At 46.9% G+C, this 21,206-nt stretch carries 18 protein-coding genes; 4 read left to right on the top strand and 14 right to left on the bottom strand.

Annotated features, from left to right (window positions below):
- Window positions 1-164: 164 nt before the first annotated feature.
- The 9 genes from ACZ5XY_RS08035 to ACZ5XY_RS07995 form a co-directional block, all read right to left on the bottom strand.
- On the bottom strand, window positions 165-1,019 hold the full coding sequence (locus tag ACZ5XY_RS08035; RefSeq protein WP_464740600.1) for a cell division protein FtsQ/DivIB: 855 nt from the start codon (window positions 1,017-1,019) through the stop codon (window positions 165-167).
- Window positions 1,020-1,252: 233 nt separating this feature from the next.
- Window positions 1,253-2,242, bottom strand: coding sequence for a D-alanine--D-alanine ligase (locus ACZ5XY_RS08030; protein ID WP_464740598.1), 990 nt, complete (start codon window positions 2,240-2,242; stop codon window positions 1,253-1,255).
- A 38-nt stretch (window positions 2,243-2,280) separates the two neighbouring features.
- Window positions 2,281-3,681: a UDP-N-acetylmuramate--L-alanine ligase gene (gene murC / locus ACZ5XY_RS08025; RefSeq protein ID WP_464743825.1), complete on the bottom strand. Its 1,401-nt coding sequence runs from the start codon at window positions 3,679-3,681 to the stop codon at window positions 2,281-2,283.
- A 187-nt stretch (window positions 3,682-3,868) separates the two neighbouring features.
- Window positions 3,869-4,957 carry an undecaprenyldiphospho-muramoylpentapeptide beta-N-acetylglucosaminyltransferase gene (gene murG / locus ACZ5XY_RS08020; protein WP_464740596.1) on the bottom strand — a complete coding sequence of 363 codons (1,089 nt, stop codon included), beginning with the start codon at window positions 4,955-4,957 and terminating at the stop codon, window positions 3,869-3,871.
- Window positions 4,958-5,150: 193 nt separating this feature from the next.
- On the bottom strand, window positions 5,151-6,107 hold the full coding sequence (gene gshB / locus ACZ5XY_RS08015; RefSeq protein ID WP_464740594.1) for a glutathione synthase: 957 nt from the start codon (window positions 6,105-6,107) through the stop codon (window positions 5,151-5,153).
- A 64-nt stretch (window positions 6,108-6,171) separates the two neighbouring features.
- Window positions 6,172-6,846, bottom strand: coding sequence for an orotate phosphoribosyltransferase (gene pyrE / locus ACZ5XY_RS08010; protein ID WP_464740592.1), 675 nt, complete (start codon window positions 6,844-6,846; stop codon window positions 6,172-6,174).
- A 59-nt stretch (window positions 6,847-6,905) separates the two neighbouring features.
- Window positions 6,906-7,832 carry a hypothetical protein gene (locus tag ACZ5XY_RS08005; RefSeq protein ID WP_464740590.1) on the bottom strand — a complete coding sequence of 309 codons (927 nt, stop codon included), beginning with the start codon at window positions 7,830-7,832 and terminating at the stop codon, window positions 6,906-6,908.
- A gap of 24 nt (window positions 7,833-7,856) precedes the next feature.
- Window positions 7,857-8,726, bottom strand: coding sequence for an SDR family oxidoreductase (locus tag ACZ5XY_RS08000; protein WP_464740588.1), 870 nt, complete (start codon window positions 8,724-8,726; stop codon window positions 7,857-7,859).
- A gap of 39 nt (window positions 8,727-8,765) precedes the next feature.
- Window positions 8,766-10,892, bottom strand: coding sequence for an Lnb N-terminal periplasmic domain-containing protein (locus ACZ5XY_RS07995; protein ID WP_464740586.1), 2,127 nt, complete (start codon window positions 10,890-10,892; stop codon window positions 8,766-8,768).
- Between the two features lie 190 nt (window positions 10,893-11,082).
- On the opposite strand from ACZ5XY_RS07995, the gene ampD reads away from it, so the two are divergent.
- The 3 genes from ampD to ACZ5XY_RS07980 all read left to right on the top strand — a co-directional run bounded on the left by ampD (window position 11,083) and on the right by ACZ5XY_RS07980 (window position 14,186).
- On the top strand, window positions 11,083-11,679 hold the full coding sequence (ampD, locus tag ACZ5XY_RS07990) for a 1,6-anhydro-N-acetylmuramyl-L-alanine amidase AmpD (RefSeq protein WP_464740584.1): 597 nt from the start codon (window positions 11,083-11,085) through the stop codon (window positions 11,677-11,679).
- A 140-nt stretch (window positions 11,680-11,819) separates the two neighbouring features.
- Window positions 11,820-13,370, top strand: a complete 1,551-nt coding sequence (gene murJ, locus ACZ5XY_RS07985) for a murein biosynthesis integral membrane protein MurJ (protein ID WP_464740582.1) — start codon at window positions 11,820-11,822, stop codon at window positions 13,368-13,370.
- A gap of 123 nt (window positions 13,371-13,493) precedes the next feature.
- A complete protein-coding gene (locus ACZ5XY_RS07980) occupies window positions 13,494-14,186 on the top strand; it encodes a hypothetical protein (RefSeq protein ID WP_464740580.1) in 693 nt (230 codons plus the stop codon).
- 5 nt (window positions 14,187-14,191) lie between these two features.
- Here the strand turns inward: ACZ5XY_RS07980 and ACZ5XY_RS07975 are convergent, their stop codons facing one another.
- Window positions 14,192-14,725, bottom strand: a complete 534-nt coding sequence (locus ACZ5XY_RS07975) for an N-acetyltransferase family protein (protein WP_464740578.1) — start codon at window positions 14,723-14,725, stop codon at window positions 14,192-14,194.
- 188 nt (window positions 14,726-14,913) lie between these two features.
- Between ACZ5XY_RS07975 and ribF the strand changes: the two genes are divergently transcribed.
- The gene (gene ribF, locus ACZ5XY_RS07970; protein WP_464740576.1) at window positions 14,914-15,945 is read left to right on the top strand and encodes a riboflavin biosynthesis protein RibF; all 1,032 of its coding nucleotides are present in this window, start codon (window positions 14,914-14,916) and stop codon (window positions 15,943-15,945) included.
- 122 nt (window positions 15,946-16,067) lie between these two features.
- Here ribF and ACZ5XY_RS07965 read toward each other — a convergent pair whose 3' ends face one another.
- The 4 genes from ACZ5XY_RS07965 to ACZ5XY_RS07950 all read right to left on the bottom strand — a co-directional run bounded on the left by ACZ5XY_RS07965 (window position 16,068) and on the right by ACZ5XY_RS07950 (window position 20,971).
- Window positions 16,068-16,307 carry a DUF2789 family protein gene (locus tag ACZ5XY_RS07965; RefSeq protein ID WP_464740574.1) on the bottom strand — a complete coding sequence of 80 codons (240 nt, stop codon included), beginning with the start codon at window positions 16,305-16,307 and terminating at the stop codon, window positions 16,068-16,070.
- A gap of 194 nt (window positions 16,308-16,501) precedes the next feature.
- Complete coding sequence (locus tag ACZ5XY_RS07960) at window positions 16,502-17,485, bottom strand: malate dehydrogenase (protein ID WP_464740572.1); 984 nt, start codon at window positions 17,483-17,485, stop codon at window positions 16,502-16,504.
- Window positions 17,486-17,784: 299 nt separating this feature from the next.
- Window positions 17,785-18,453 (bottom strand): T2 family ribonuclease, encoded by a 669-nt coding sequence (locus ACZ5XY_RS07955; protein ID WP_464740570.1) that lies wholly within the window; start codon window positions 18,451-18,453, stop codon window positions 17,785-17,787.
- 535 nt (window positions 18,454-18,988) lie between these two features.
- Entirely contained in the window at window positions 18,989-20,971 is a 1,983-nt protein-coding gene (locus tag ACZ5XY_RS07950; protein ID WP_464743823.1) for a lytic transglycosylase domain-containing protein, read from the bottom strand.
- Window positions 20,972-21,206 lie beyond the last annotated feature (235 nt).

Here is a 21,206-nt window from a genome sequence, read left to right as displayed (position 1 = left end):
GTGAGGGTCTGTTCATTTCCCATTAAAAAACGCCCATTAACCGCAGTGTGACGGCTGTTATCTTATGCGGCGGCATTATACTCTTTTCTCAAAATTACTGCTAGAAGGTTGCTCAATCCTTTCTACCATCGGCAATGATGATCGCTTTTTAAGCTGACTGAGCGTTAACCTACGGTATGGTCGGTTTCTCCCTCAAAGACAATATGATCTTCCGCTTTTTTTGCCGCATTAGGCTTGCCAGTGTCGCCTGCGGTCATTTTCCAAGCAATGGCAAAGCCGTTTTTATAACGTAAGTCAATTGACTGCATCTCATCAAGTTGTGAGGCTAAGCTGCCATTTAACAGTTGGCTTAGACTTAACAACTTTTGAGCGGTATTTTCGTTATCCACAATCAGCCGAATGCCATTATCAAAACGCACCAACCATGTCATTCTAGGCGTTAAAATAATGTCTTCAACTTTCATATTCAGTGGCGAAAACCACTCATTAATTTGTTGCATTTGCTGCATAATCACCCGAGATTTTGCAGGGTCACCTTGAAGCATTGCAAACTGAGCTCGCATCAAATCAACGCTTTCTACGGGAACAAATACTGAGCCTTTGGCATCAATTAAGCGCTCAGTACCAAAATTGGCAACTGCCTGCTTTGGCAAAGCGCTGATAATAATACCACGTTGCCAATCACGAGTGATGCTTACTTGATCAATCCACTGCTGTGACAACGCCAAATCACGAAGCGCTTGTAGGTCGGCGGTAAAAAAGTTGTCAGAAACTGCGCCGCTAACCGCCAAGCTTAAGGCTTGATACTGCGCCGGACTCAGATGTTCCGAACTGATTTCAATATGGGCAGCTGGCGCATCTTGCAGGGCTTTATTTGCCATCGCTATCAACAATAATATCAAGATCACTGCCACGGCAATCACATAAAAAACCGTGATCTTAATGCTAGATATTGCCATTTTAACTTGAGTGAATTTTTTACTCAGTAATGGCGATGACGGGTTGACAGCTTGCGACATGGTATACAGCGTTCCTAAGTTGAGTTGACTCTCTAAAAGATGATTTGGTCTCAACGCTTGGTCGTTAGGGGTCATTGCAGTGGTTAAGCTGATTTCCTCACTCAATAAATGATTAGAAAATGGCTGAAGTCAATCACCTCAGCCATTTTTCACTTATTTATCTGTCAGTTAGCTTGCAATTTGGTTATCTATATTGATTATAAGCTGCGTATCTTAATTGTGCAAATAGAACCTTACTTGCTAAGCGTCTGCGCCAAAATATGCCAGCATAATTGCTCAAAATCCATGCCGCGAGCTTTTGCTGCCATTGGCACAAGGCTATGACTGGTCATTCCAGGAACGGTGTTAATTTCAAGTAGCCAAAAATTGCCTTTATCGTCTTGCATGGCGTCGATTCGACCCCAGCCTTTGGCATCAACGGCGCGAAAGGCAGCTAGGCTTAACTCTTGCAAGTGTCTTTCATCATCAACACTCAGCCCGCAAGGGATAAAATAACCGGTGTCATTGCGGTTATATTTGGCTTCAAAATCATAAAAATTGGTAATGTCGGCAGGCTCTAGACGAATGACCGGATAGGCTTCATCATCGATAATCACGATGGTAAACTCGCGACCGGTAATCCAGCGCTCCGCCATGACCGCGTCGCCACAATCGGCGGCGGTGGCAAAGGCTTTGGGCAACTCGTCCAAATGATTGACCTTGGTCATGCCAATGCTTGAGCCTTCATGAACTGGCTTGACAATCAGCGGCAGTCCTAAGGTGTTAACCACTTGCTGCCAATCAGTATCAGCGGTTAGCAGTGAAAACGGCGCGGTCGATAGGCCGCAGCCTTGCCAAAGCTGCTTGGTGCGCACTTTGTCCATTCCCAAAGCGGAGGCTAACACCCCAGAGCCCGTTTGCGGAATTTGTAGCCATTCTAAAAGCCCTTGCAAAACGCCGTCTTCACCGCCGCGACCGTGTAAGACGTTAAAAACGCGGTCAAACTGCTTTAATTCGCTGATGTCTTGAAACTTTGGGTCAAAATGGGTGGCATCAACGCCCTGATTTTGAAGGGCAGCCAGAACCGCCGCGCCGCTATTTAAAGAGATGGCGCGCTCGTTGCTGTTGCCACCATAAACCACGGCAACCTTACCAAAGGCTTTGGCATCGGTGACATGGCTTGGCTTGATTTTAGGATAGTTGATTTTTTCAGCGTGATTTAGGCTTTGATTGGGGTCGGTCATGGCTTATGAACTCTTAATTTGTAACGTTGAACAATTTTTTAAACAATGGGGTCGTTAAGGTACAGCTGATTTGCCGCCAAATCAATGGCAATTTGACCGACGTTTCCGGCGCCTTGGGTGATGAGCAAATCGTTCGGCTGAAGCATTCGTTTCATCACCTCAGCAATATTACTTTTATCAATGATGGTCGGCTCAACCTGACCGCGGTGACGGATACTTTTTGCTAGCGCTTTGGAATCCGCGCCAACAATTAACGCCTCCCCTGCTGAGTAAACGTCAAGAAGCAACAGTTCATCAACTTTCGATAAAACCTCAACAAAGTCATCAAAGCAGTCGCGCGTCCGGCTATAACGGTGCGGCTGAAATAGCATGACCAAACGGCGATCCGGAAAGCTTTGGCGCGCCGCTTTAATGGTCGCATCAACCTCGGTTGGATGATGACCATAATCATCAATTAATAACACATCGCCTTCTTCTAATTCAACTGCCGCATGCTGCTCAAATCGGCGACCGACCCCTGCAAATTTTTGAAGCGCGCGCTTAATCGCTTCATCATCAACGCCTTCATCGGTTGCCATGGTGATTGCCGCTAAAGCATTGTAAACGTTATGCATTCCGGGGATATTTAAGGTTAATCTGAGCGGCTCAAAATCGCGGCGAAGAACGGTAAAATGGGTTTTCGTGCCGTCGCTGACCACGTCAATGGCTTGAACGTCATTATAAGGCTCAAGACCAAAGGTCAATACCGGTCGCGAGATGTCATCAATCATCGCGTAAAGCTCAGGGTCATCACCGCAAACCACCGCCAAACCATAAAACGGCATATTTTGTAAAAACTGAATGTAAGCAGCTTTTAATTTGTCAAAGCTATTTTCATAGGTTTCCATGTGGTCTTGGTCGATGTTGGTGACGATTGCCGCCATGGGGTGCAGCGTTAAAAATGACGCATCCGACTCATCGGCTTCAGCAACCAAATAGCGGCTGCTACCAAGGGCAGCGTTTTTTCCGGACGCGTTTAATTTGCCGCCGATGACGTAAGTGGGGTCAAGACCGCCTTCAGCAAGCATCGTGGTCAGCAAACTTGTCGTTGTGGTTTTGCCGTGAGCGCCTGCCACCGCAATGCCATGACGGTAGCGCATCAGCTCGCCTAACATGTCAGCGCGGCGAACGACCGGCAGGCGAGCTTTAAGCGCCGCTTTAATTTCAGGGTTGCTGCGGTCAATGGCGGAGGACACCACCACCACGTCGGCATTGGCGATATTTTTAGAATCGTGACCGATAAAAATCTCAATACCGATGTCGCGGAGGCGCTTGGTGACAGGACTGTCGTTAATATCCGAGCCGCTTACCCGATAACCTTGGTTGCTCATGACCTCGGCGATACCGCACATCCCCGAGCCGCCAATACCGACAAAATGCAAATGCTGAATTCGGCGCATTTCGGGAATTTCAATCAAACGCTTGGGGGAGTCTTTATGGTCTTGGCTGCGCGGAGGACAAAGGGCGTTGGCGAAAGCGGTGCTTGGCATAGTGGGGTCTCTTTAAAATGGGTCAAACCAACAACGGGTCAATGGAAAAATTTAGCGGTTTATCCTAAAGACCACCATAACTTTACTACAATATGACTTAAAGGCTTTGCCAAATGATGTCCGAGGTAGTCATGGTGGAACTTTGATTGGCAAGGTCGTGCGCTTTTTGCGCCATCACCTTACAAGCAGGGCGATTGAGCGTAATGAGCGTTTCGCTCAGCCGTTTTGGCGTAAGTTCCGACTGCGGCAATAAAATCGCGGCATCATTGTCCGTGAGCGTCTTGGCATTTGCCGTTTGGTGGTCATCAACGGCGTGCGGCAGCGGCACGAAAATCGCGGCAATGCCAACATTTTGAATCTCAGTTACCGTCAGCGCGCCGGCTCGGCAAACAATCACATCTGCCCAATTATAAGCCGCTGCCATATCCTCAATAAAGGGCTGAACGGTGATGTTGTGACTGGCTGAATCTTCGCTTTCATAAGCCGCTTGGGTGGCCTCTTCATTACCGCGACCGCACTGATGGCGGACTTGTAAAGGCTTATCAAGCAGCGAAAGCGCCTTGGGTACGGTCTCATTTAACACTTGCGCGCCAAGCGAACCACCAACAACGAGCAATCGTAGCGGCGAGGTGTCATTATCATCATAACGCTCAGCAGGCGCTTTAATCCCCGTAATGGCATTACGAACCGGATTGCCGACCGTTTGCACTTTGTCACTGGTGCCTTTATCAAACGCGCCCTCAAACGCTTGCAGCACTTTAACCGCCATTTTTGCCAAATAGCGGTTGCTCATTCCGGCAATGGCGTTTTGCTCATGAATGATTAAAGGCGTTCTGGTCATTTTGGCGGCAATGCCACCGGGCGCGCTCACATAACCGCCAAAGCCAACCACCAAATCAATCTTGTTTTGCTTAATGATTTTGGTGGCAGCCATTACGGCGGCAAACAAAGTCATCGGCAATTTGAGCAAGCGCCCAAGACCTTTGCCGCGAAGCCCTTGCATATTAATCGCATGATAAGCGTAACCCGTTGGCGCGACCAAGTCATTCTCCATACCTACTTGCGTGCCAAGCCAATGAATGGTTGCACCGCGGTTGGTCAGCTCTTCGGCGACCGCGAGTGCCGGAAATACGTGACCGCCCGTTCCGGCAGCCATCATTAAGATTTGCGGAGATTTTGTTGCCATAATTACTGCTTATTTATTATTCACTTTAGGTAAAACTCGGCGCTGTTATCAATTTATGCTCAAATAACTGAAATAAAAAAGCGCCTAATCGTTAAAAAGCGCTTAGTATAAATCAAATCATCGCAATTACTGTGGATTTTGGTTATCAATTCACAGGATTATCACAAATCAATTAGCGGTCATTCAAAATTTGTTAAGCAAGCCTTGCTTCAATCGCTTTAATAAAGTCGGTAGCGATATCCGTTCCGCATTGGTCGTCAATCTCACGAACGCAAGTGGGACTGGTGACGTTAATTTCGGTAATTCTGCCACCAATTAAATCAAGACCAACAAACATCAGCCCTTTTTCGCGAACAATCGGCGCCACCGTTTGCGCCACCTCGCGTTCAGCATCACTTAACGGCATGGCAACGCCGCGACCGCCAGCCGCCAAGTTACCGCGAGTCTCGCCGCCAACCGGAATCCGCGCTAGGCAATAATCGACTACCACACCATCAACGATTAACACGCGTTTATCGCCCTCGCTAATCTCTGGCAAATAGCGCTGAGCCATGATTGGCATAGTTTCAAGCTCGGTGAGCATCTCAAGGGTTGCGCCAATATTTGGGCTATCGGCGGTCAAGCGAAACACCCCCATTCCGCCCATGCCATCAAGCGGCTTGACAATCACGTCTTGCTGCTCGCGGATAAATTCGCGGATGTGTGCCTGTTTGCTCGTCACAATGGTCGGGCTCATAAAGGGGCTAAACCACGTGGCAAACAGCTTTTCGTTACAATCGCGAATCGCAGTTGGATCATTGACCACCAAAACCCCTGCCGCTTTGGCGTGGTCAAGCAGATAAGTGGCATGTAAAAAGCGCAAATCAAACGGCGGGTCTTTGCGCATTAATATCACGTCAAAATCCGTCACCGGCAGCGTTTGTTTTTCGCCCAACTGATAAAAATCGGCAGGGTTTTTAGCACAAGTCACGGCTTGATTGTCCACCATCAGCTGACCACGATTGAGCCACAAATCATGAATTTGACAATAAAATAACTGGTGACCGCGATTTTGCGCCGACCACATCATCGCAAGACTGGTGTCTTTATAATAATTGATGCGCTCGATGGGGTCCATAATGACCAAAATATTCAAAGTCGCTTGTGTCATGAGAGGCTCACTTAACTTGTTATTTTTAAGTTCTATTTTTAAGTTTCAAAATACTAGCGCGCCATTATACGCCGTATTGCTCGCGGTAATGCTGCATTTTTGCAAGTTGGGTTGGGTTTTGATAGGGTCGGTTTGGGTCAGATAAATAGCTGATTAAATCATCCATGCTCACAAGCGCACGAACCGGAACGTCTAAATTTTCAGCAAGCTCTTGAATCGCTGAGCGCTCGCCTTGACCTTTTTCCTTTCTATCAAGCGCCACGATAATACCGCCAATGGTTGCCCCTGCCGCGTCCAAAATATCGACCACCTCGCGCATTGCGGTACCGGCGGTAATCACATCATCCAAAATCCAAACGCACTTGCCGGATACGTCCGCACCAACGAGGCTGCCGCCCTCGCCGTGGGTTTTAGCTTCTTTACGGTTGTAGCCCCAATGGGCGTTGATGCCGTGATTGCGCCAAAGCGCTTGCGCGGTTGCCGCCACAAACGGAATGCCTTTATAAGCGGCGCCAAAAATTACCAAGTCGCGATTGCCCGTTTTTTGCATCTCATCGGCAAGGGCTTTGGCATAACCGTTTGCCAACAACGACAGCATTTCACCCGTTGCTAACAGTCCTGCATTAAAAAAATAAGGGCTGATGCGACCGGACTTTAAAACAAACTCACCAAATTTTAGCACCTGATTGTCAAGCGCCAACTGGATAAAATCATGCGATGAAAACGACTGCGATGACATAACGACCTCAATAGACAAAACGAATAGATAAAAAAATGCTTTATTGTACGCATTATTGCTTAATTTGACCAACCATTGATGTGATAATCCGGCAAATTTGGGTAGCGTAAAAATAAGCGCGACTTTGAGGAAATATTAAAATAACACGCCCCATCGCGGCTGACTTCCATCTCAAAGCCTAATAGCAGCGCGGCGATAATCATATGACCTGAAAACAGGCGAATTTGCCGAAAATAATCGCGCCGAGCCGGAAATTTTACCGCTTGGCTTAACACAAAACTGCGTGCAAATTGGCAAATTTGCTCAGCACTCAAACGGCGATTGATGGTTTTTCGCGGGTTGCACGATTTTAAAACATGAACGGCAACACTGCACGGCAAAATATCAAGGGCAAGGCTGTCTTGTAATCGCGTAGCTTTAGTTTCAAAATCCTCAGGCTGCAAAATTACTTGCCAATCGTCTATAAAATCGCTGTTTAAGCGCGAATCCATGTCAAAGCGCTTGATAAGCGCGCGAAGTGACGGCGCAGATTTTGGCTTGGTAAGATGTTCAGTTGTATCCATCGTCATGCCAAAGCGCGTCAGCATCGGTAACTTTTGCAAAACGCGGTCAATATCCGCCAAATCGAGCAACACTGTTGGGTCAAAATCAGCAATTAAGGGCGGCGACTCAAGCGGCTGCTCAAAATCTGCCGGAAGCGCCATCAATTGCGCGGCAGTTAATAGCTCTAAATGTGCTTTTAACCCCTCTGAAGCAATCACTTGCCATTTTGACAATTCATGAGCCTCATTTAACGGCGGCTTTGAAGTCAGTTTTCGCTCATCGCAAATTAATTCCGTATCCATACTCTCCTGAGCATTTGGCGCAGGATTTGGAATATCCGTCAGCGCTCTTGCAGGGTCAATCTTGGTCTTTTTAGGGTCAAAATTGGGATGCTTGAGCAAATGGTCTTGATTGAAACCTTTATCGCCGTGTTGTTGAGTCATTGCCAAAGTTAATTCCGTAAGCCTTTAGTTGTCATCACGATTGCTATGCTGCAAAATATCGCGGTAGCCTGATTGCCAATCGGGAAAAGCAAGCCAATCGCGCGGGATATTGCTATGCAATCGCTTTCCCGTCACCGCTGTCTTGCTGTCAGCCACTTTGGGCGGCGTGCTATTAAGTTTTTTACTGAGCCAAGTGGTCAATTCAAAGTTGGTCACCGGCAGATAATCGGTGGCAAGGTACAGCGGCTTTGGCGATGCTATCGTCAAAACCTTTGCAATAATCGTCACCAAATCGCTGTCCATAATCCGGTTCGTCCACTGCTCGCGCGCTATCGGCTCTTTCTCATCTTTTTGAGCTTGACGGACGCGCATTAAGCGCTTGCGACCATAAATCCCGCTTGGTCGAATGATAATGGCTTTATCATCAAAGCCATTTTGCAGCGCTTGCTCAGCTTTTAAGATAAAATTTGATGTTGAGTCGTCAGCTAATGGCTCAGGCTTAACCGTGTCATCAATCCACTCGCCATTGTCTTGACCATAAATTCCAGTTGAGGAAATAAAAATAATGCGCTCAAGGTTTGGTAACTCATCGCTAAGACTTGCTAAATGCTGACAAATTTTTAAATAGCTGTTTTCATAGCCTGATGTTGAATAGTCATCGGGGGTAACGATGATAGCAATGCTATGAAAGTCTTTAAGCTGCTCAGCGGTTAAATTAAGCGCGTCCAATTGCAAAAACTGCGCATTGTTTGCCAAGTCATAATGCTTACGATTCTGCCTTGCAAGCCCTGTCACATCAAAGCCTTGATTGGCAAGATGATTAGTCACCGGTAAGCCTATAGCGCCTTGACCGATAATCAGATATTTTTTATATTGCTGATTTTGCTCCGACATGAGTTATCCTTTATTTTATCGTTATTATCAATGTCACCGTTAAAAATAGCGCTTATAGGATAGTTTAATATCCTCTTGCGACTCAATCCGGTCAAGCCATTCATAACTGGCATCAAGCCTAAGCGCTTGATTTTTATCAATGTCGTATTGCAGCCCCAAACTGCTAATCGGCTGCCAATAGTGCGATGTTAGCGTGTCATCCGAGCTGTCGCCGTGATACCAATACGGCAGTTGTAGCCCTGCGGCGGCGCGCAAGCGGTCATTGATTTGATAATAGCAGCCGGTGTCAAGCCCTGCGCCAACGCGGTAGCCTTTACTGATGCCGCGACCTGCCTGCGCTGTGCCGTTCGCCATGGCAAAGCAAAGCTGCGGCGGCATTTGTCCCGTGCCAAGTTTTGGCGTTCCAAACGCCCACGACCAGCCATATTCAAACGAGGTGCTTGCCACCAAATGGTCTTTGTCGCTGTTTTGCAGCGCCTCGTTTTGCGAGCCGTCGTTCACTCGGGTGGCTTCAATCGCCGCGCCCCAAGTGGTGCCTTTTTTGGCGGCATTAACAGGATTAAACGAGCGACCTTTAATCAAGGTAAAATTTTGCAAAGTAACGCGATTTGGGGACAATTTTTCATCATCGGTGTCATTGACGCGAAAAGTGGCGGCAAGTCCGGTCAAGTTAAAAAACTGCGGAAATCCTGCCGGATTATCCAGCATATCGTGGTAGCCGGCTTGAATACCGATATCGGCGTAGTCATTCTCGCCGCGCTGACCGATACCAAGCTGCATCGATTGTAAATAATGGCGGTCGATGGGATTGTTATTAGCGGAAGTGATGGTCGTTGTCAGCAATGTTTTACCATCGGGGCTGATGCTCGACACTGGGTTGTCTTTATGCGATTTGATGGCATCAAGCTTGGCTTTTGGCAAATTTTGCGATTGAGCTTTGTTAAGTTCTGCTTGCCGCAAGCTACTGTCCGAGGGCGTAAAGCGACCTTTTTCAATCAAGTTTTCTTTAGCTAACAGCTGAATCACATCCGAGGGAATGACCGCAAACGACAATTGGCTGAGTAAATGCTGCTCAGGTCGAACGACGTCAATAAGGCGCAAGATTTCAGAGGCGCAATTGTCGGTAGTGAAATAATACGGCAACCCTAAATCTTTGGTTTCCCAAACGTGAGCCATGATTTGCTTGACCTCGCTTGGCGTCAATTTGAGGTGATACGTCCACGTGTCGCGCTCGTCCTCTTGCAGATACTTTGCCAACTTTTCAGGATAAGGGTCAATTTCAATGATGTTGTTATAGCGACCGCTGACCGATTTGAGCGCATAAATGACAAAGTGATCACGGTCATCGCCATTGACGGTGTCGTTCAAGGCATAAGCATGATTGATTTTAGAAAAATCATTGGCGCTTGTTTTTGAGTCAATTCGCAGCAAGGTATGAGCAAAGGCGGATAGCGGATTGTCCAAGTACTCTTGGGCAAACATCACGGATAATTGGTTCGGCGCAAGCGTCGTCAACCAATCCTCAAGCTTGGGGCAATCGGCATTGATTTGATTTAACTCAATCCCAAGCTCGCCTGCCAGCCAATTGGCGCGCGCCGGAAATCGGCAAATGACCGAGTCGTTTTTGGCAGCAGGATTGACCATCTCGTTTGCTAAGGCGCCAAGCATGGCATCAAGTTCTGCCTTGGAATCATTTCTGCCGTTGGGACTTAAAAAAAACTTCGGATTATCAACCAAGCTTTGGTTGCTTTTTTTACTTTTACCAAAAAGGCTTTTTTTATCATCCACAAAATAAAGCAATCGCCGCCACGTGGTTTGCTGAGCTAAATTTTTGGTAGCTGCTTTTGCTTGCCAGTTTGCTAATAGCTTGCTTGCGCTATTTTGAGTTTGGCTGCTGATTAGCGTTTTATTTTCTTTGGTTTTATTTTTTGCTAAATCAGTGGTTCTTTCTTGACGGTCATCGACTTCATTTGCCGCGATAATTTGCTGAGTGGACTCATCGCTCAGCGTTGGCGCAAGTTTGCCTTCGCTCACTAGATTTAATGGCGTTGGTAAAAAAGCTTGCGCCGATTGCGCGAGTATAACCGCCCCGACCACTGCGGTGAGTCGTAACAGCGGCGACTTGACTAGGATAACGGCTTGACCAAAAAAAGCGTGACATCTCATACGTTCGTGCTCGTGCAATTTGCCAAAATTAGCGATAAAATGACCCAAAATCTACGCCCTATCTTAGCATTAATCGCTTGCAGCGACGCGGTAAAATGTGGCTTTTTGATTGCCGATTGTCCATCTCGGCTGTTTTTAACGTCGTTTTTTTGCCATTTTCAATAATGCACCACTTTTAAAGGTAACTGCCATGCCGACATCTAATCCTACTCCTAAAATTTGCGATGGCAGGCTTGAGCGGGCGACTTGGCTTGCCTCGCCCAATTTCAATAAGCGCCCAAACGATGACGACATTCAGGCGATTGTCATTCATAACATCAGCTTGCCGCCCGATGAGTTTGGATTGTCAGATGACAACGGCTTGCATTACGTCAAAGCGCTATTTTTAAATCAGCTTGATTGGGACGCCCATCCGTATTTTTTGACCATTAAAGACGCTGAAGTTTCATCGCATTTATTTATTGAGCGCGGTGGTCAAGTTACCCAGTTTGTCAATTTTAACGACAGGGCTTGGCACGCAGGACGCTCAAGCTATTTAGGTCGGGCGGAATGCAACGATTTTAGCATTGGTATTGAGCTTGAAGGGTCAGATTTTGTGCCATTTACCGACATTCAATACGAGGTGTTGGCCGATATTATTGCCGCAATTTATGAAGCGTATCCCAAAACGCGGCGGCATTTGACAGGTCATAGCGACATTGCCCCCGTCCGTAAAACCGACCCCGGTGAGTATTTTGAGTGGCAAAAATTGCGGGGACTGGTTGCCGCGCGATTAAGTAACAGTTAATCACAACTTAAACGGCAAACAATCAAAAAACAGCCAGTTATTTTTATACCCTCCTTGTGAAATCCGCAAGCAATCCATTTACGAGTGACTTGAAAGTGCTATAATCGCTCGCGTTTTTTGACGATAAATTTCGGAATGTTATGGCAAAAAGTCGGTTATTTCGCTCCACCATGATTGTCAGTAGCATGACCATGTTGTCGCGGATTTTGGGGTTGGTTCGTGATGTGGTGCTGCTGAGTGTGTTTGGCGCAGGCGGTCTCATGGATGCGTTTTTGGTCGCGTTTAAAATCCCCAACTTTTTGCGAAGGCTGTTTGCTGAAGGCGCATTTAGCCAAGCCTTTGTTCCGGTGTTGTCCGAATACAAAGAAAAATACAACCTGCAACAAGTGCAAATCTTAGTTAGCCGAACGTCCGGCGCGCTGATGCTGATTTTATCGATGCTCACGGTGGTGGTCATTTTACTTGCGCCTTGGGTCATCACCTTATTTGCCCCCGGATTTGCCGACCAACCGGACAAATTTAACACGGCAACTGAGCTGCTTCGCCTCACCTTCCCTTATTTATTATTCATTTCGATGACCGCGTTTGCCAGCGGCATTTTGCAAAGTTACAACCGCTTTGCCGCCCCTGCCTTTGCGCCGGTTTTGCTGAACCTCTGTATGATTGGCGGGGCGCTAATTTTTGCGCCGATGTTTGACAAGCCCATTATGGCATTGGGCTACGCGGTGGCAATTTCGGGACTCTTGCAGCTACTCATTCAATTGCCGCAGCTTTGGCAACAAAAGCTGCTCGTTGCGCCAAAAATTGACTTTGCTCACGAGGGCGTCCGGCGCATTTTAAAATTGATGCTTCCGGCGATTTTTGGGGTGTCGGTCACGCAAATTAATTTATTGCTCAATACCGTTTTTGCGTCCCTGATGATTGGCGGCTCGGTATCTTGGCTTTACGCCGCTGAACGCATGAGCGAGCTGCCGCTTGGTCTGATTGGGGTGGCAATTGGCACGGTAATTTTGCCCAGTCTTTCCAAAAGTGAGGCGCAAAAAGACGACGTCAGCTTTAAAAAAACCATCGATTGGGCAGCAAAACTGATTATTTTGGTCGGGCTGCCGGCAGCGGCGGCGCTGTTTATTTTGTCCGATGTGTTGATGCAAGCGCTGTTTATGCGCGGCGAATTTAGCCTTCGCGATGCCCAAATGAGCGCGGTTGCCCTGCAAAGTATGGCAGGCGGCATTTTAGGGTTTATGCTGATTAAAATCTTTGCCCCTGCGTTTTTTGCCCGTCAAGATACCCGAACACCGGTTAAAATCGGTATCGTTTCGGTGTTTGCCAATATGATTTTTAGCGTCATTTTTATTGGTATTTTTTACTTATTAGACAAACCGCTTCACGGCGGCTTGGCGCTTGCGACCACTGGCGCATCGTTTGTAAACGCCGGATTGTTATATTACTGCCTGCATGACCGCGGGATTTTTCGTTTTGGCGCGCATTGGAAAAAGCTATTTTTACAATTTTTTATCGCCACCTTTGCCATGCTTGCCGCGCTTTATTTGCTCATTCCTTATTTTCCAACGGACGCCTCGCAGTGGCAGCGCATTATTGCATTGGCGCTGTTATGTGTTGCAGGAGCGGTCACTTATGGCGCGGTATTAATCGCCACCGGATTTCGACCACGGCAGCTAAAACACGGTTAAACGGTATCGTTACCGAAGCCAAACAGCTTTGCCGGTTTTGGGACAATTTTTATATTTATCTTTAAGATCTTTCAGGATAAATTATTTTAAAAAATTGTCCCAAATTTGAATCAAAGGCAAATTATGACCCCCTTTAAAAATACCTTCAGCAAATCTTTAACCAAAAACACCCTACTTTTTAGCATGATAAGCGCGGCGTTATTATTAAGCGCTTGTAGCCCCAAAGACAACGCCGCTGAAAATGCTGCCGTTAGCACTGAAAGTAAAACCGCTTCAAATGATAGTTTAGATGACAACGTAAACCATGAGCTGGGCGAAAGTCCAATTAAGCAAAAACCTAGCGCCCAAGTCGATAATGCCGACAGTGATATGTTTATCAATCCTGCCAACACCACGCCGCCGGCTATCATTGCCCCAAAAAGTGAAATTCTCACGGGGAATGCCGAGGTGGTCAGTAAAGACATCAATCCGGTTGCTGCCGCCGTCAAGCAGCCAAGTATCTTGACCAACCCAACGACAGTGGGAACGCCTGAGCATACGGTCAAGCTTGCCTTAGATACGCTATATTATGGTGAAGCCGAAAAAGCGGCCGCCTATTATCACGTCGATATGGAAAACTTTACTGAGGAATTAAAAAACACCCAGTTCGCCTTTCAAAAAACCGTGGATAGCGTGACCTTGACCGACACCAAATATAACGCGGATAAAACCAAAGCCACCGTCACCGGCGAATTACGGCTAGCTGACCAAGGCGCGCCCGCCCCGCTCAGCTACGATTTGCAAAAAATCAATGGCAATTGGAAAATCTTGGGATAACGGCGCTATTCGTTATCTTCAAGCGACTTGCCGAGGATAACCACATCGGCTAGAAAGCCGTCCATATCACAAACTTTGGGCAAATAGCCCCATTGGCTAAAGCCCAACTTGTTAAATAGCGCAAGGCTTGGGGCATTGTGCGCAAAAATCAGCGCGATGACATTATAAATACTAAGGCTTGGCGCAAGCTTAATCAGCCAACTGCTAAGCTTGCGACCTAAGCCTTGATTTTGATAATCCTCATGCAAATAAATGCTAATCTCGCTGCTGATATGATAAGCAGGTCTGGCATACAAGTCGCTAAAGCTGCCCCAAGCCACGATTTGACCGTTTTGGTTGTTACTTACCACGACAATTGGGCGTTTTGGATTACCTAAATGCTCATCAAACCAAGCTTGGCGCTCTGCAATATCTACCAGCGTTAAGTGCGCCGTGGCTTGCTTGCCGCCGATACTTTGATTAAAAATCGCCAAAATGTCCGGCAAATCTGCTGCCACTGCTTGTCTTACGCTAAAGTCTTCATCTAATGCCATGGTCATAGCTTGCCCTAATTTTTTGATTCAAAATAGCAGCAACGACTTAGCTGCCGCAAAATCCCAATAAAGATGCCCAAGCGCTCATTTTACTTTATAATAAGCGAAGATTTCCGCCTTGCTTGGCGGATTATTTTTTATCGTTTGCCAATTATTTTGCAATTACTTTTTTGCAATGATTATAGCTGCCCTTTATGAATACCTATTTTCTTGAGCACTTACTTGACCCCGCGTTTGATTTGAGCAAAGCTGCGCCAACGCTCGCTCCTTGCGTGCTAACCATTGGCAACTTTGATGGCGTTCATTTAGGTCATCAAGCGATGCTAAGCGCGGTTCGCAATGATGCTAAAAAGCAGCAATTGCAATCGGCGGTGATGATTTTTGAGCCGCAGCCGCGCGAGTTTTTTGACCCCAAAAATGCCCCTGCTCGCTTAACCAATTTTGCCGAAAAACAAGCCATTTTACGGGACATGGGAATAGACTCATTAATTGTGGCAAGCTTTGATGATAAGTTTCGCAGTTTATCTGCCAAAGCTTTTGCCGATATTTTGGTTGAAAAGTTAAACGTTAAAGCTTTAGTGTTGGGCGATGATTTTCGCTTTGGTCATGACCGCATTGGCGACAGTCAGTTTTTGCGTGATTTTGGCTTGCCGGTCACCAATTTAGCAACCATTACGGACAAATCCAAAGAAAACCTACGAATCAGCTCCACCCGAATCCGCGAATTGCTATTGTCAGGCGATATTGACCGTGCCAATGCCCTTCTTGGTCGCGACTATAGCATCACAGGCATTGTCCAAAGCGGCGATAAAATCGGGCGAACCCTTGATTTTCCGACCGCAAATATTGCACTTGAGCGCCTAAAGCCTGCCCTACATGGCGTTTTTGCGGTTGATGTGGTGAGCCTTGATGATGATGGCAACGTTATTAACAATGGCTTAACCAAGTTGGCAAACAACGGTCAACAAGGCGTTAAAGGGTTACGCGAAAATAGCCTTTTTGGAACGGCAAATATTGGCAAAAGACCGTCCGTTGATAAACCACATGACTGGCGACTTGAGGTATTTTTTCCAGAGTTTAGCGGCGATTTATACGGTAAAATCTTTAACGTGCGCTTTTTGCACTTTTTACACGGCGAGCGCCATTATCCAGATTTGGCGGCGCTGAAAGCGGGAATTCAAAAGGACGTTCATGATTTGCTGACTTGGCGGCGCAATCATGAGTAAAGTTAAAGCAACAAAACAGAGCCTAAAAAAGCGCCTTTAGTAAGATGACCAAAGGCGCTGTTTATTTAAGCTTATTAAATTAAAAGCTTACTGGGTTAAAAGCTTTTTAATTTTAATTAAGGTTAAGCGGTTGGATGCATTCGGACGTTTAACTCATCAATGATGATTGCCCAAGCGGCGTCTTTTTTCCATTCTTCTTGTAAAAACATGCACTGCTTTTTCGTCCAAACTTCTGCCTCAACCAGCTTTTCATCTTTTGACAGCTTATTTTCTTCGATAAAGGCATCAATCGCTTCATCTGAACTGTCAAGCCCAAGCTGAGCAAACAAATCATTCATGGTATAACAAGGTTCGCCTAACATGATACCGCTCCTATTTTTCATTATTGTTTTGGTTATGGTGGTCATTGCGTCTTACCCTTTTGATTGTAGCAAGACTTTGGGCAAAATCGGTGGCGCAATTTGTGAGCAAAGTTACCAATTATGTTACTGATTATTGTTGCCCATAAAAAAGCCTTCAATCACTGAAGGCTTTTTTAATTCAAAAATCAAAAGGCTTATGGCAACAAGTGCGCTACGGCATCGCGCTCTTCGCTAAGCTCTTGTTCGGTGGCGCCCATTTTTTCTTTTGAAAAATCGGATGACACATCAACGCCTTCAACAATCGACCAGTCGCCATCTTTGCAGGTACATGGGAATGAGTAGATGAGACCTTTGGCAATACCGTATTCGCCATTTGAATAAACGCCCATCGATACCCAATCGTTTTCATCGGTGCCAAGTGCCCACGAGCGCATGTGAGCGATAGCAGCATTGGCAGCAGAGGCGGCAGAAGAGGCGCCGCGAGCCTTAATGATTGCCGCGCCGCGCTGCTGAACGTCAGGGATATACGTGTTTTCGTACCAATCGCGGTCAACCAAATCAAGCGCAGGTTTGCCGTCCACAGTACAAGCGGTCAAGTCTGGATACTGAGTTGACGAGTGGTTGCCCCAAATGATAACTTTTTTCACATCATTAACGCTGGTTTCGGTTTTTTCAGCAAGCTGAGCCATCGCGCGGTTGTGGTCAAGGCGAGTCATGGCGGTAAAATTGCGTGGGTCAAGGTCTGGGGCGTTACGCTGAGCGATAACGGCGTTGGTATTGGCAGGGTTGCCAACCACGAGTACTTTGACATCACGGCTTGCAACATCGTTTAACGCTTTGCCTTGAACGGAGAAAATCGCCGCATTAGCTTCAAGCAAGTCTTTACGTTCCATGCCAGGACCGCGAGGGCGCGCGCCAACCAATAACGCATAATCGGCGTCTTTAAAGGCAACATTGGCGTCGTCGGTTTGAACGATTCCGGCAAGCAGTGGGAATGCGCAATCTTCAAGCTCCATCACCACCCCTTTTAGGGCGTCAAGTGCTGGCGTGATTTCGAGCAATTGCAAAATAACCGGTTGGTCTTTTCCAAGCATTTCACCTGATGCAATTCGAAATAGCATGGCATAGCTGATATTGCCAGCCGCGCCGGTCACGGCAACACGTAAAGGCTGTTTCATAGCGAACTCCCTCAATCATTATTAGAGTGCTTGCCGATGATATTGTTATCTTAATCGGTCAAGCTTAGGGTCTTAAACCAAAACGACAAATAAATGGCAACGCTTGCCCTTATTTATCAAACCAAAGCTAGTTTAGCATCTTGTAAGATTAATCGTCTAGGCACAAATACCGACCATTTCGCGCCGATATTGTTACATTTTATACCAACAATTTTTTACTTCCAAAATTGCAAATTTATCTTAATAAAATAAACCACTTAAAAAATATTCTTAAAATGATACAAGAAATATCGCTATAATTAATTACTACTTCCTGAGAGGATAAAGTTCTTGCCACAGTTGTCGACCGTATTATTGCAGCGACCAAATTTGCCGCCATCATAACAAACGTGGATTTCAGAGAGCATGACTTGCCGGCGATTGCCTTTCGTGCAAATCAAATCAAGGCTTGCCGGCGTCATGCCATGATTAAGCCGCGTCATTTGACTGATAAATCGTGATTTAGAAACGGTATAGCTGTTGCCGGTGTTCAGCTCATTGGGCAGTTTAAGCTGAGCGGCAAGGTTGGTGATTTGGCGAAAATAGCTGCTTGAGCTGAGCGGACTACAAGCGCCGTAACGCTGCCAAACTTGAGTGCGAACGGCGGTATCGGGCATGATTCGGTTGACGACTTTGAGTTGAAGTGGCGTTAAACTGGGGTCACTGCCACGACCGCAGCGCTCGCCGTAGCCCAAATCAAGCCCCGAAACGGTCAACGAGTAGCCCTCTAAACACTGGCGCATTCGCGCTCGCGACGGCTGAGTGCTACAAAGTACAGGGGTCATTTCAATCATCAACACCCGCTGACCAACTTTGGCAGCGGTAGCCGCTTCGGCGTTCATGGGCAAAAGCAGGGCGCTCAAAGCGGCAAATGTCAATCCATTTGCAAAGCTTGCAGCTTTGGCAAAATTTGGTGAGGGTCGTATCATAAAAACAAGTAATATCAGGTTAATATCAATCGGTATGTCAATTGTCACCAAAACTTGGCGCAACTTGAGGTGAACTTACTAAATCAAATATCCTTATTTTAATTCAGGACGCAATCATCGCAAATCGTGCAAGCTTATCGGTTTTTAGGATAAGCAATCAACGCTAAAGTTGTTTTTTCGCATTAAATCATTATTGTTATTAGGCAATATTGTTGTTAGTCAATTTGGCATTCAAAATTTAAAATCAAGCGCTGCATCATTTTAGTTTTGGCTTTAATCGCTTTTGTTATCAGTGATTGTTATTAACAATTGTTATCAATAACCGCGTAAGCTTTGGACGCTAACTAATAAAATGATGGCGCAAACAATATTAGCAAATAAAAGAAAATTCTCTATAGCAAAATCGTAAGCGTCAAATTGCGACGCTGCAAGTTCTGGCAAATGAATTTGTATGCCTCTTTTTTTTAAAAACAACCTTTAAAAAAAGCCAAAAGCCGCGGCGATTGACTTTTTTAATGGGACTGCCAACAGCATGTTAGTAGCTTGCCGGAATCGTTCCCATGCGCTGCAGTACTGGACGATGACTGCCAAGTAAGCTGCTATAAATGGTGGCATTTTCCATGACGTTTTTGACGTAATTTCGGGTTTCAGGATACGGGATGCTCTCAACGTACTGGTCGGCGGCAAGTGAGCCAAAATCTGGCTGCCAGCGTTTGGCTTTGTTAGGACCTGCGTTGTAGCCAGCGGTAGCAAGCACCGGCTGACCATGAAGCTTTCCTAAAATATCGCCCATATACCACGTGCCGTAGCGGATGTTGGTGTCGCCTGTGTTGGCAACGGCTGCGCTGTAAGACTCACCCAAATTGCGAGCAATATATTTGGCGGTGTCCGGCATGATTTGCATCAAGCCACTTGCGCCAACGTTAGAGCGCGCTGAGGTAACAAAGCGGCTTTCTTGACGCATGATGCCATAAGCCCAAGCAGGGTCGATGCCGGCGGCGCGGCTGTAGCGGACGACCGCCGATTGGTGCGGCATGGGATGCGATAGCGCAAGGTTGGTCGCTTTATAGCTGTTGTCAGCGGCATAAATGGCGCGGTCGAGCCAACCGTAATCGTGGGCTTGACGAGCGGCGGCTAAAATCAGCGCGTCATCGCGATTGTCACGGGCAACTTTTACCGCCCAGTTCCATTCGCGGTTGGCGTAAGCTCGGCTAGCGTCAGCATTATATAAGGCAAAGGCGCGCGCAAAATGCGGGTCTTGCAGCACGCGGGCGCGGTCGCTGGCGCTAATATTGGGTAGGCTACCGCCGCCGGCGCTGCTTGGATTAAAGGTCGCACCGATTTTGTCTTTTGCCATCAACCCATAATAGTCGTTGCCTTTGGCGATGTGCTGATACATTTTTTTGGCGATGCTGCGTTTTTTGGCGTCCCCTGATTGCTCATAAGCGCGAGCCACCCAGTATTGCCACTGAGGGGATTTTTGCAAGTCGGTATCCATTCGGGCGATGGCTTCAACAACGTCATTCCAGCGGCTAAAGCGAATGGCGGCTTTGGCGTATTCCTCGGCTTCTTCATTGCTAAAATCGTCGTCTAAGCTTTTGGCAAACCAATCGACTGCTTCACTATTAAAGCCATCATCAGTATTGTGCATCATGCGCTGAAAGCCCAAAATCCGGTAACCATAACGGCGCGTGTCGTCATTTAAAAGTTTTGTTTGCCGCTGATTGTCCTGCTTAATGTCAAAATCGAGCTGAACGGCAGCCTCGCGATACGACTTGCTGGCTATTCGACCTAAGGCATAAAGGTACAAATACTGATTGAGTTGACTTGGCGGCTGAGCATTAAAGCGCGTAATAAATCCGGTTGGATTTAACTGAATCTCGCTGAGCATCGAGTAGGCAATCGGCACTCCAAGCTTGCTAGACAGCGCCATGATGTCGCCCGTTTTGCCGGCGCGCAGCATCCGCTTGAGGCGTGCTGCGCGGTCTTGATTGCTAATCAACACGTTATTGTTCATTTCAAGCGCCAATTGGTCACAAAGCGCCGGCTGCTTTTTGGTGGTGAGCCAAACGTTATTTTTTTCTGCCATCGCACGCATGGTGTCGCCGCCGTGGTTAAAGCCCAGTGCTACCGCGCAGCTTTCGGACGCATCGGCATTGTGAATCATATTTGCCACTTGCCGTACCGACGCATAATCCCCTGATGCCGCTTTAGCTTCAGCAAAATCGGCAACCAATTTTTCTGCCATCACCGAATTGGGATATTGGCGAACAAATTGCGCAATTGCCCCTGAACTTTGGGCATTTAAATTTAAATTGAGCCGCCAATACGCCGGATACATGGCAAATAAGCCGCCGCTCATCTGCTGCTCGTAATTAAATAGCGCCCCCACATCACCGCGGTCAGCAGCGCGGGCGGCATCGTTAAAATAATTGATGCTACTATCCACTTGATAGCCGCCGTTATAAACCGGCGCAGGGTCAGCACAAGCCACTTGCAGCGTGCCAAGTGTCCCCATGATTGTCGCGGACAATAAACTCACCTTGAGCGGAAATAAGCGCTTTTTTGCCAGAAGTTTGGATGGGGGCAGCTTAGACGTTGAGCAGTATTGAGACATTGAAACTCTCTTATAAAAACCAATTTGAAAAAAAGATTGAGCCAGCAGCTATAAAAAATCTTATTTAAATTCAAGGAATAATCATCGCGCCCAAGGTTTGGGCATTTTTACCATCATACTAAATCATTAAAACAAT

This window comes from Psychrobacter sp. GTC18467, assembly GCF_055397455.1.
This window is presented reverse-complemented; position numbering and strand designations above follow the sequence as displayed.

What these genes read in the sequence shown, in the direction of transcription:
- murC (WP_464743825.1), bottom strand. Translation starts at nt 3,681, where the DNA reads ATGCGCCGAATTCAGCATTTGCATTTTGTCGGTATTGGCGGCTCGGGG.
- ribF (WP_464740576.1), top strand. Translation starts at nt 14,914, where the DNA reads ATGAATACCTATTTTCTTGAGCACTTACTTGACCCCGCGTTTGATTTG.
- ACZ5XY_RS07950 (WP_464743823.1), bottom strand. Translation starts at nt 20,971, where the DNA reads ATGGGGACACTTGGCACGCTGCAAGTGGCTTGTGCTGACCCTGCGCCG.
- gshB (WP_464740594.1), bottom strand. Translation starts at nt 6,107, where the DNA reads ATGACACAAGCGACTTTGAATATTTTGGTCATTATGGACCCCATCGAG.
- ACZ5XY_RS08030 (WP_464740598.1), bottom strand. Translation starts at nt 2,242, where the DNA reads ATGACCGACCCCAATCAAAGCCTAAATCACGCTGAAAAAATCAACTAT.
- ACZ5XY_RS07960 (WP_464740572.1), bottom strand. Translation starts at nt 17,485, where the DNA reads ATGAAACAGCCTTTACGTGTTGCCGTGACCGGCGCGGCTGGCAATATC.
- ACZ5XY_RS08035 (WP_464740600.1), bottom strand. Translation starts at nt 1,019, where the DNA reads ATGTCGCAAGCTGTCAACCCGTCATCGCCATTACTGAGTAAAAAATTC.
- ACZ5XY_RS07955 (WP_464740570.1), bottom strand. Translation starts at nt 18,453, where the DNA reads ATGATACGACCCTCACCAAATTTTGCCAAAGCTGCAAGCTTTGCAAAT.
- ACZ5XY_RS07980 (WP_464740580.1), top strand. Translation starts at nt 13,494, where the DNA reads ATGACCCCCTTTAAAAATACCTTCAGCAAATCTTTAACCAAAAACACC.
- ACZ5XY_RS08000 (WP_464740588.1), bottom strand. Translation starts at nt 8,726, where the DNA reads ATGTCGGAGCAAAATCAGCAATATAAAAAATATCTGATTATCGGTCAA.
- ACZ5XY_RS07995 (WP_464740586.1), bottom strand. Translation starts at nt 10,892, where the DNA reads ATGAGATGTCACGCTTTTTTTGGTCAAGCCGTTATCCTAGTCAAGTCG.
- ampD (WP_464740584.1), top strand. Translation starts at nt 11,083, where the DNA reads ATGCCGACATCTAATCCTACTCCTAAAATTTGCGATGGCAGGCTTGAG.
- ACZ5XY_RS07975 (WP_464740578.1), bottom strand. Translation starts at nt 14,725, where the DNA reads ATGACCATGGCATTAGATGAAGACTTTAGCGTAAGACAAGCAGTGGCA.
- murG (WP_464740596.1), bottom strand. Translation starts at nt 4,957, where the DNA reads ATGGCAACAAAATCTCCGCAAATCTTAATGATGGCTGCCGGAACGGGC.
- pyrE (WP_464740592.1), bottom strand. Translation starts at nt 6,846, where the DNA reads ATGTCATCGCAGTCGTTTTCATCGCATGATTTTATCCAGTTGGCGCTT.
- ACZ5XY_RS07965 (WP_464740574.1), bottom strand. Translation starts at nt 16,307, where the DNA reads ATGTTAGGCGAACCTTGTTATACCATGAATGATTTGTTTGCTCAGCTT.
- murJ (WP_464740582.1), top strand. Translation starts at nt 11,820, where the DNA reads ATGGCAAAAAGTCGGTTATTTCGCTCCACCATGATTGTCAGTAGCATG.
- ACZ5XY_RS08005 (WP_464740590.1), bottom strand. Translation starts at nt 7,832, where the DNA reads ATGACTCAACAACACGGCGATAAAGGTTTCAATCAAGACCATTTGCTC.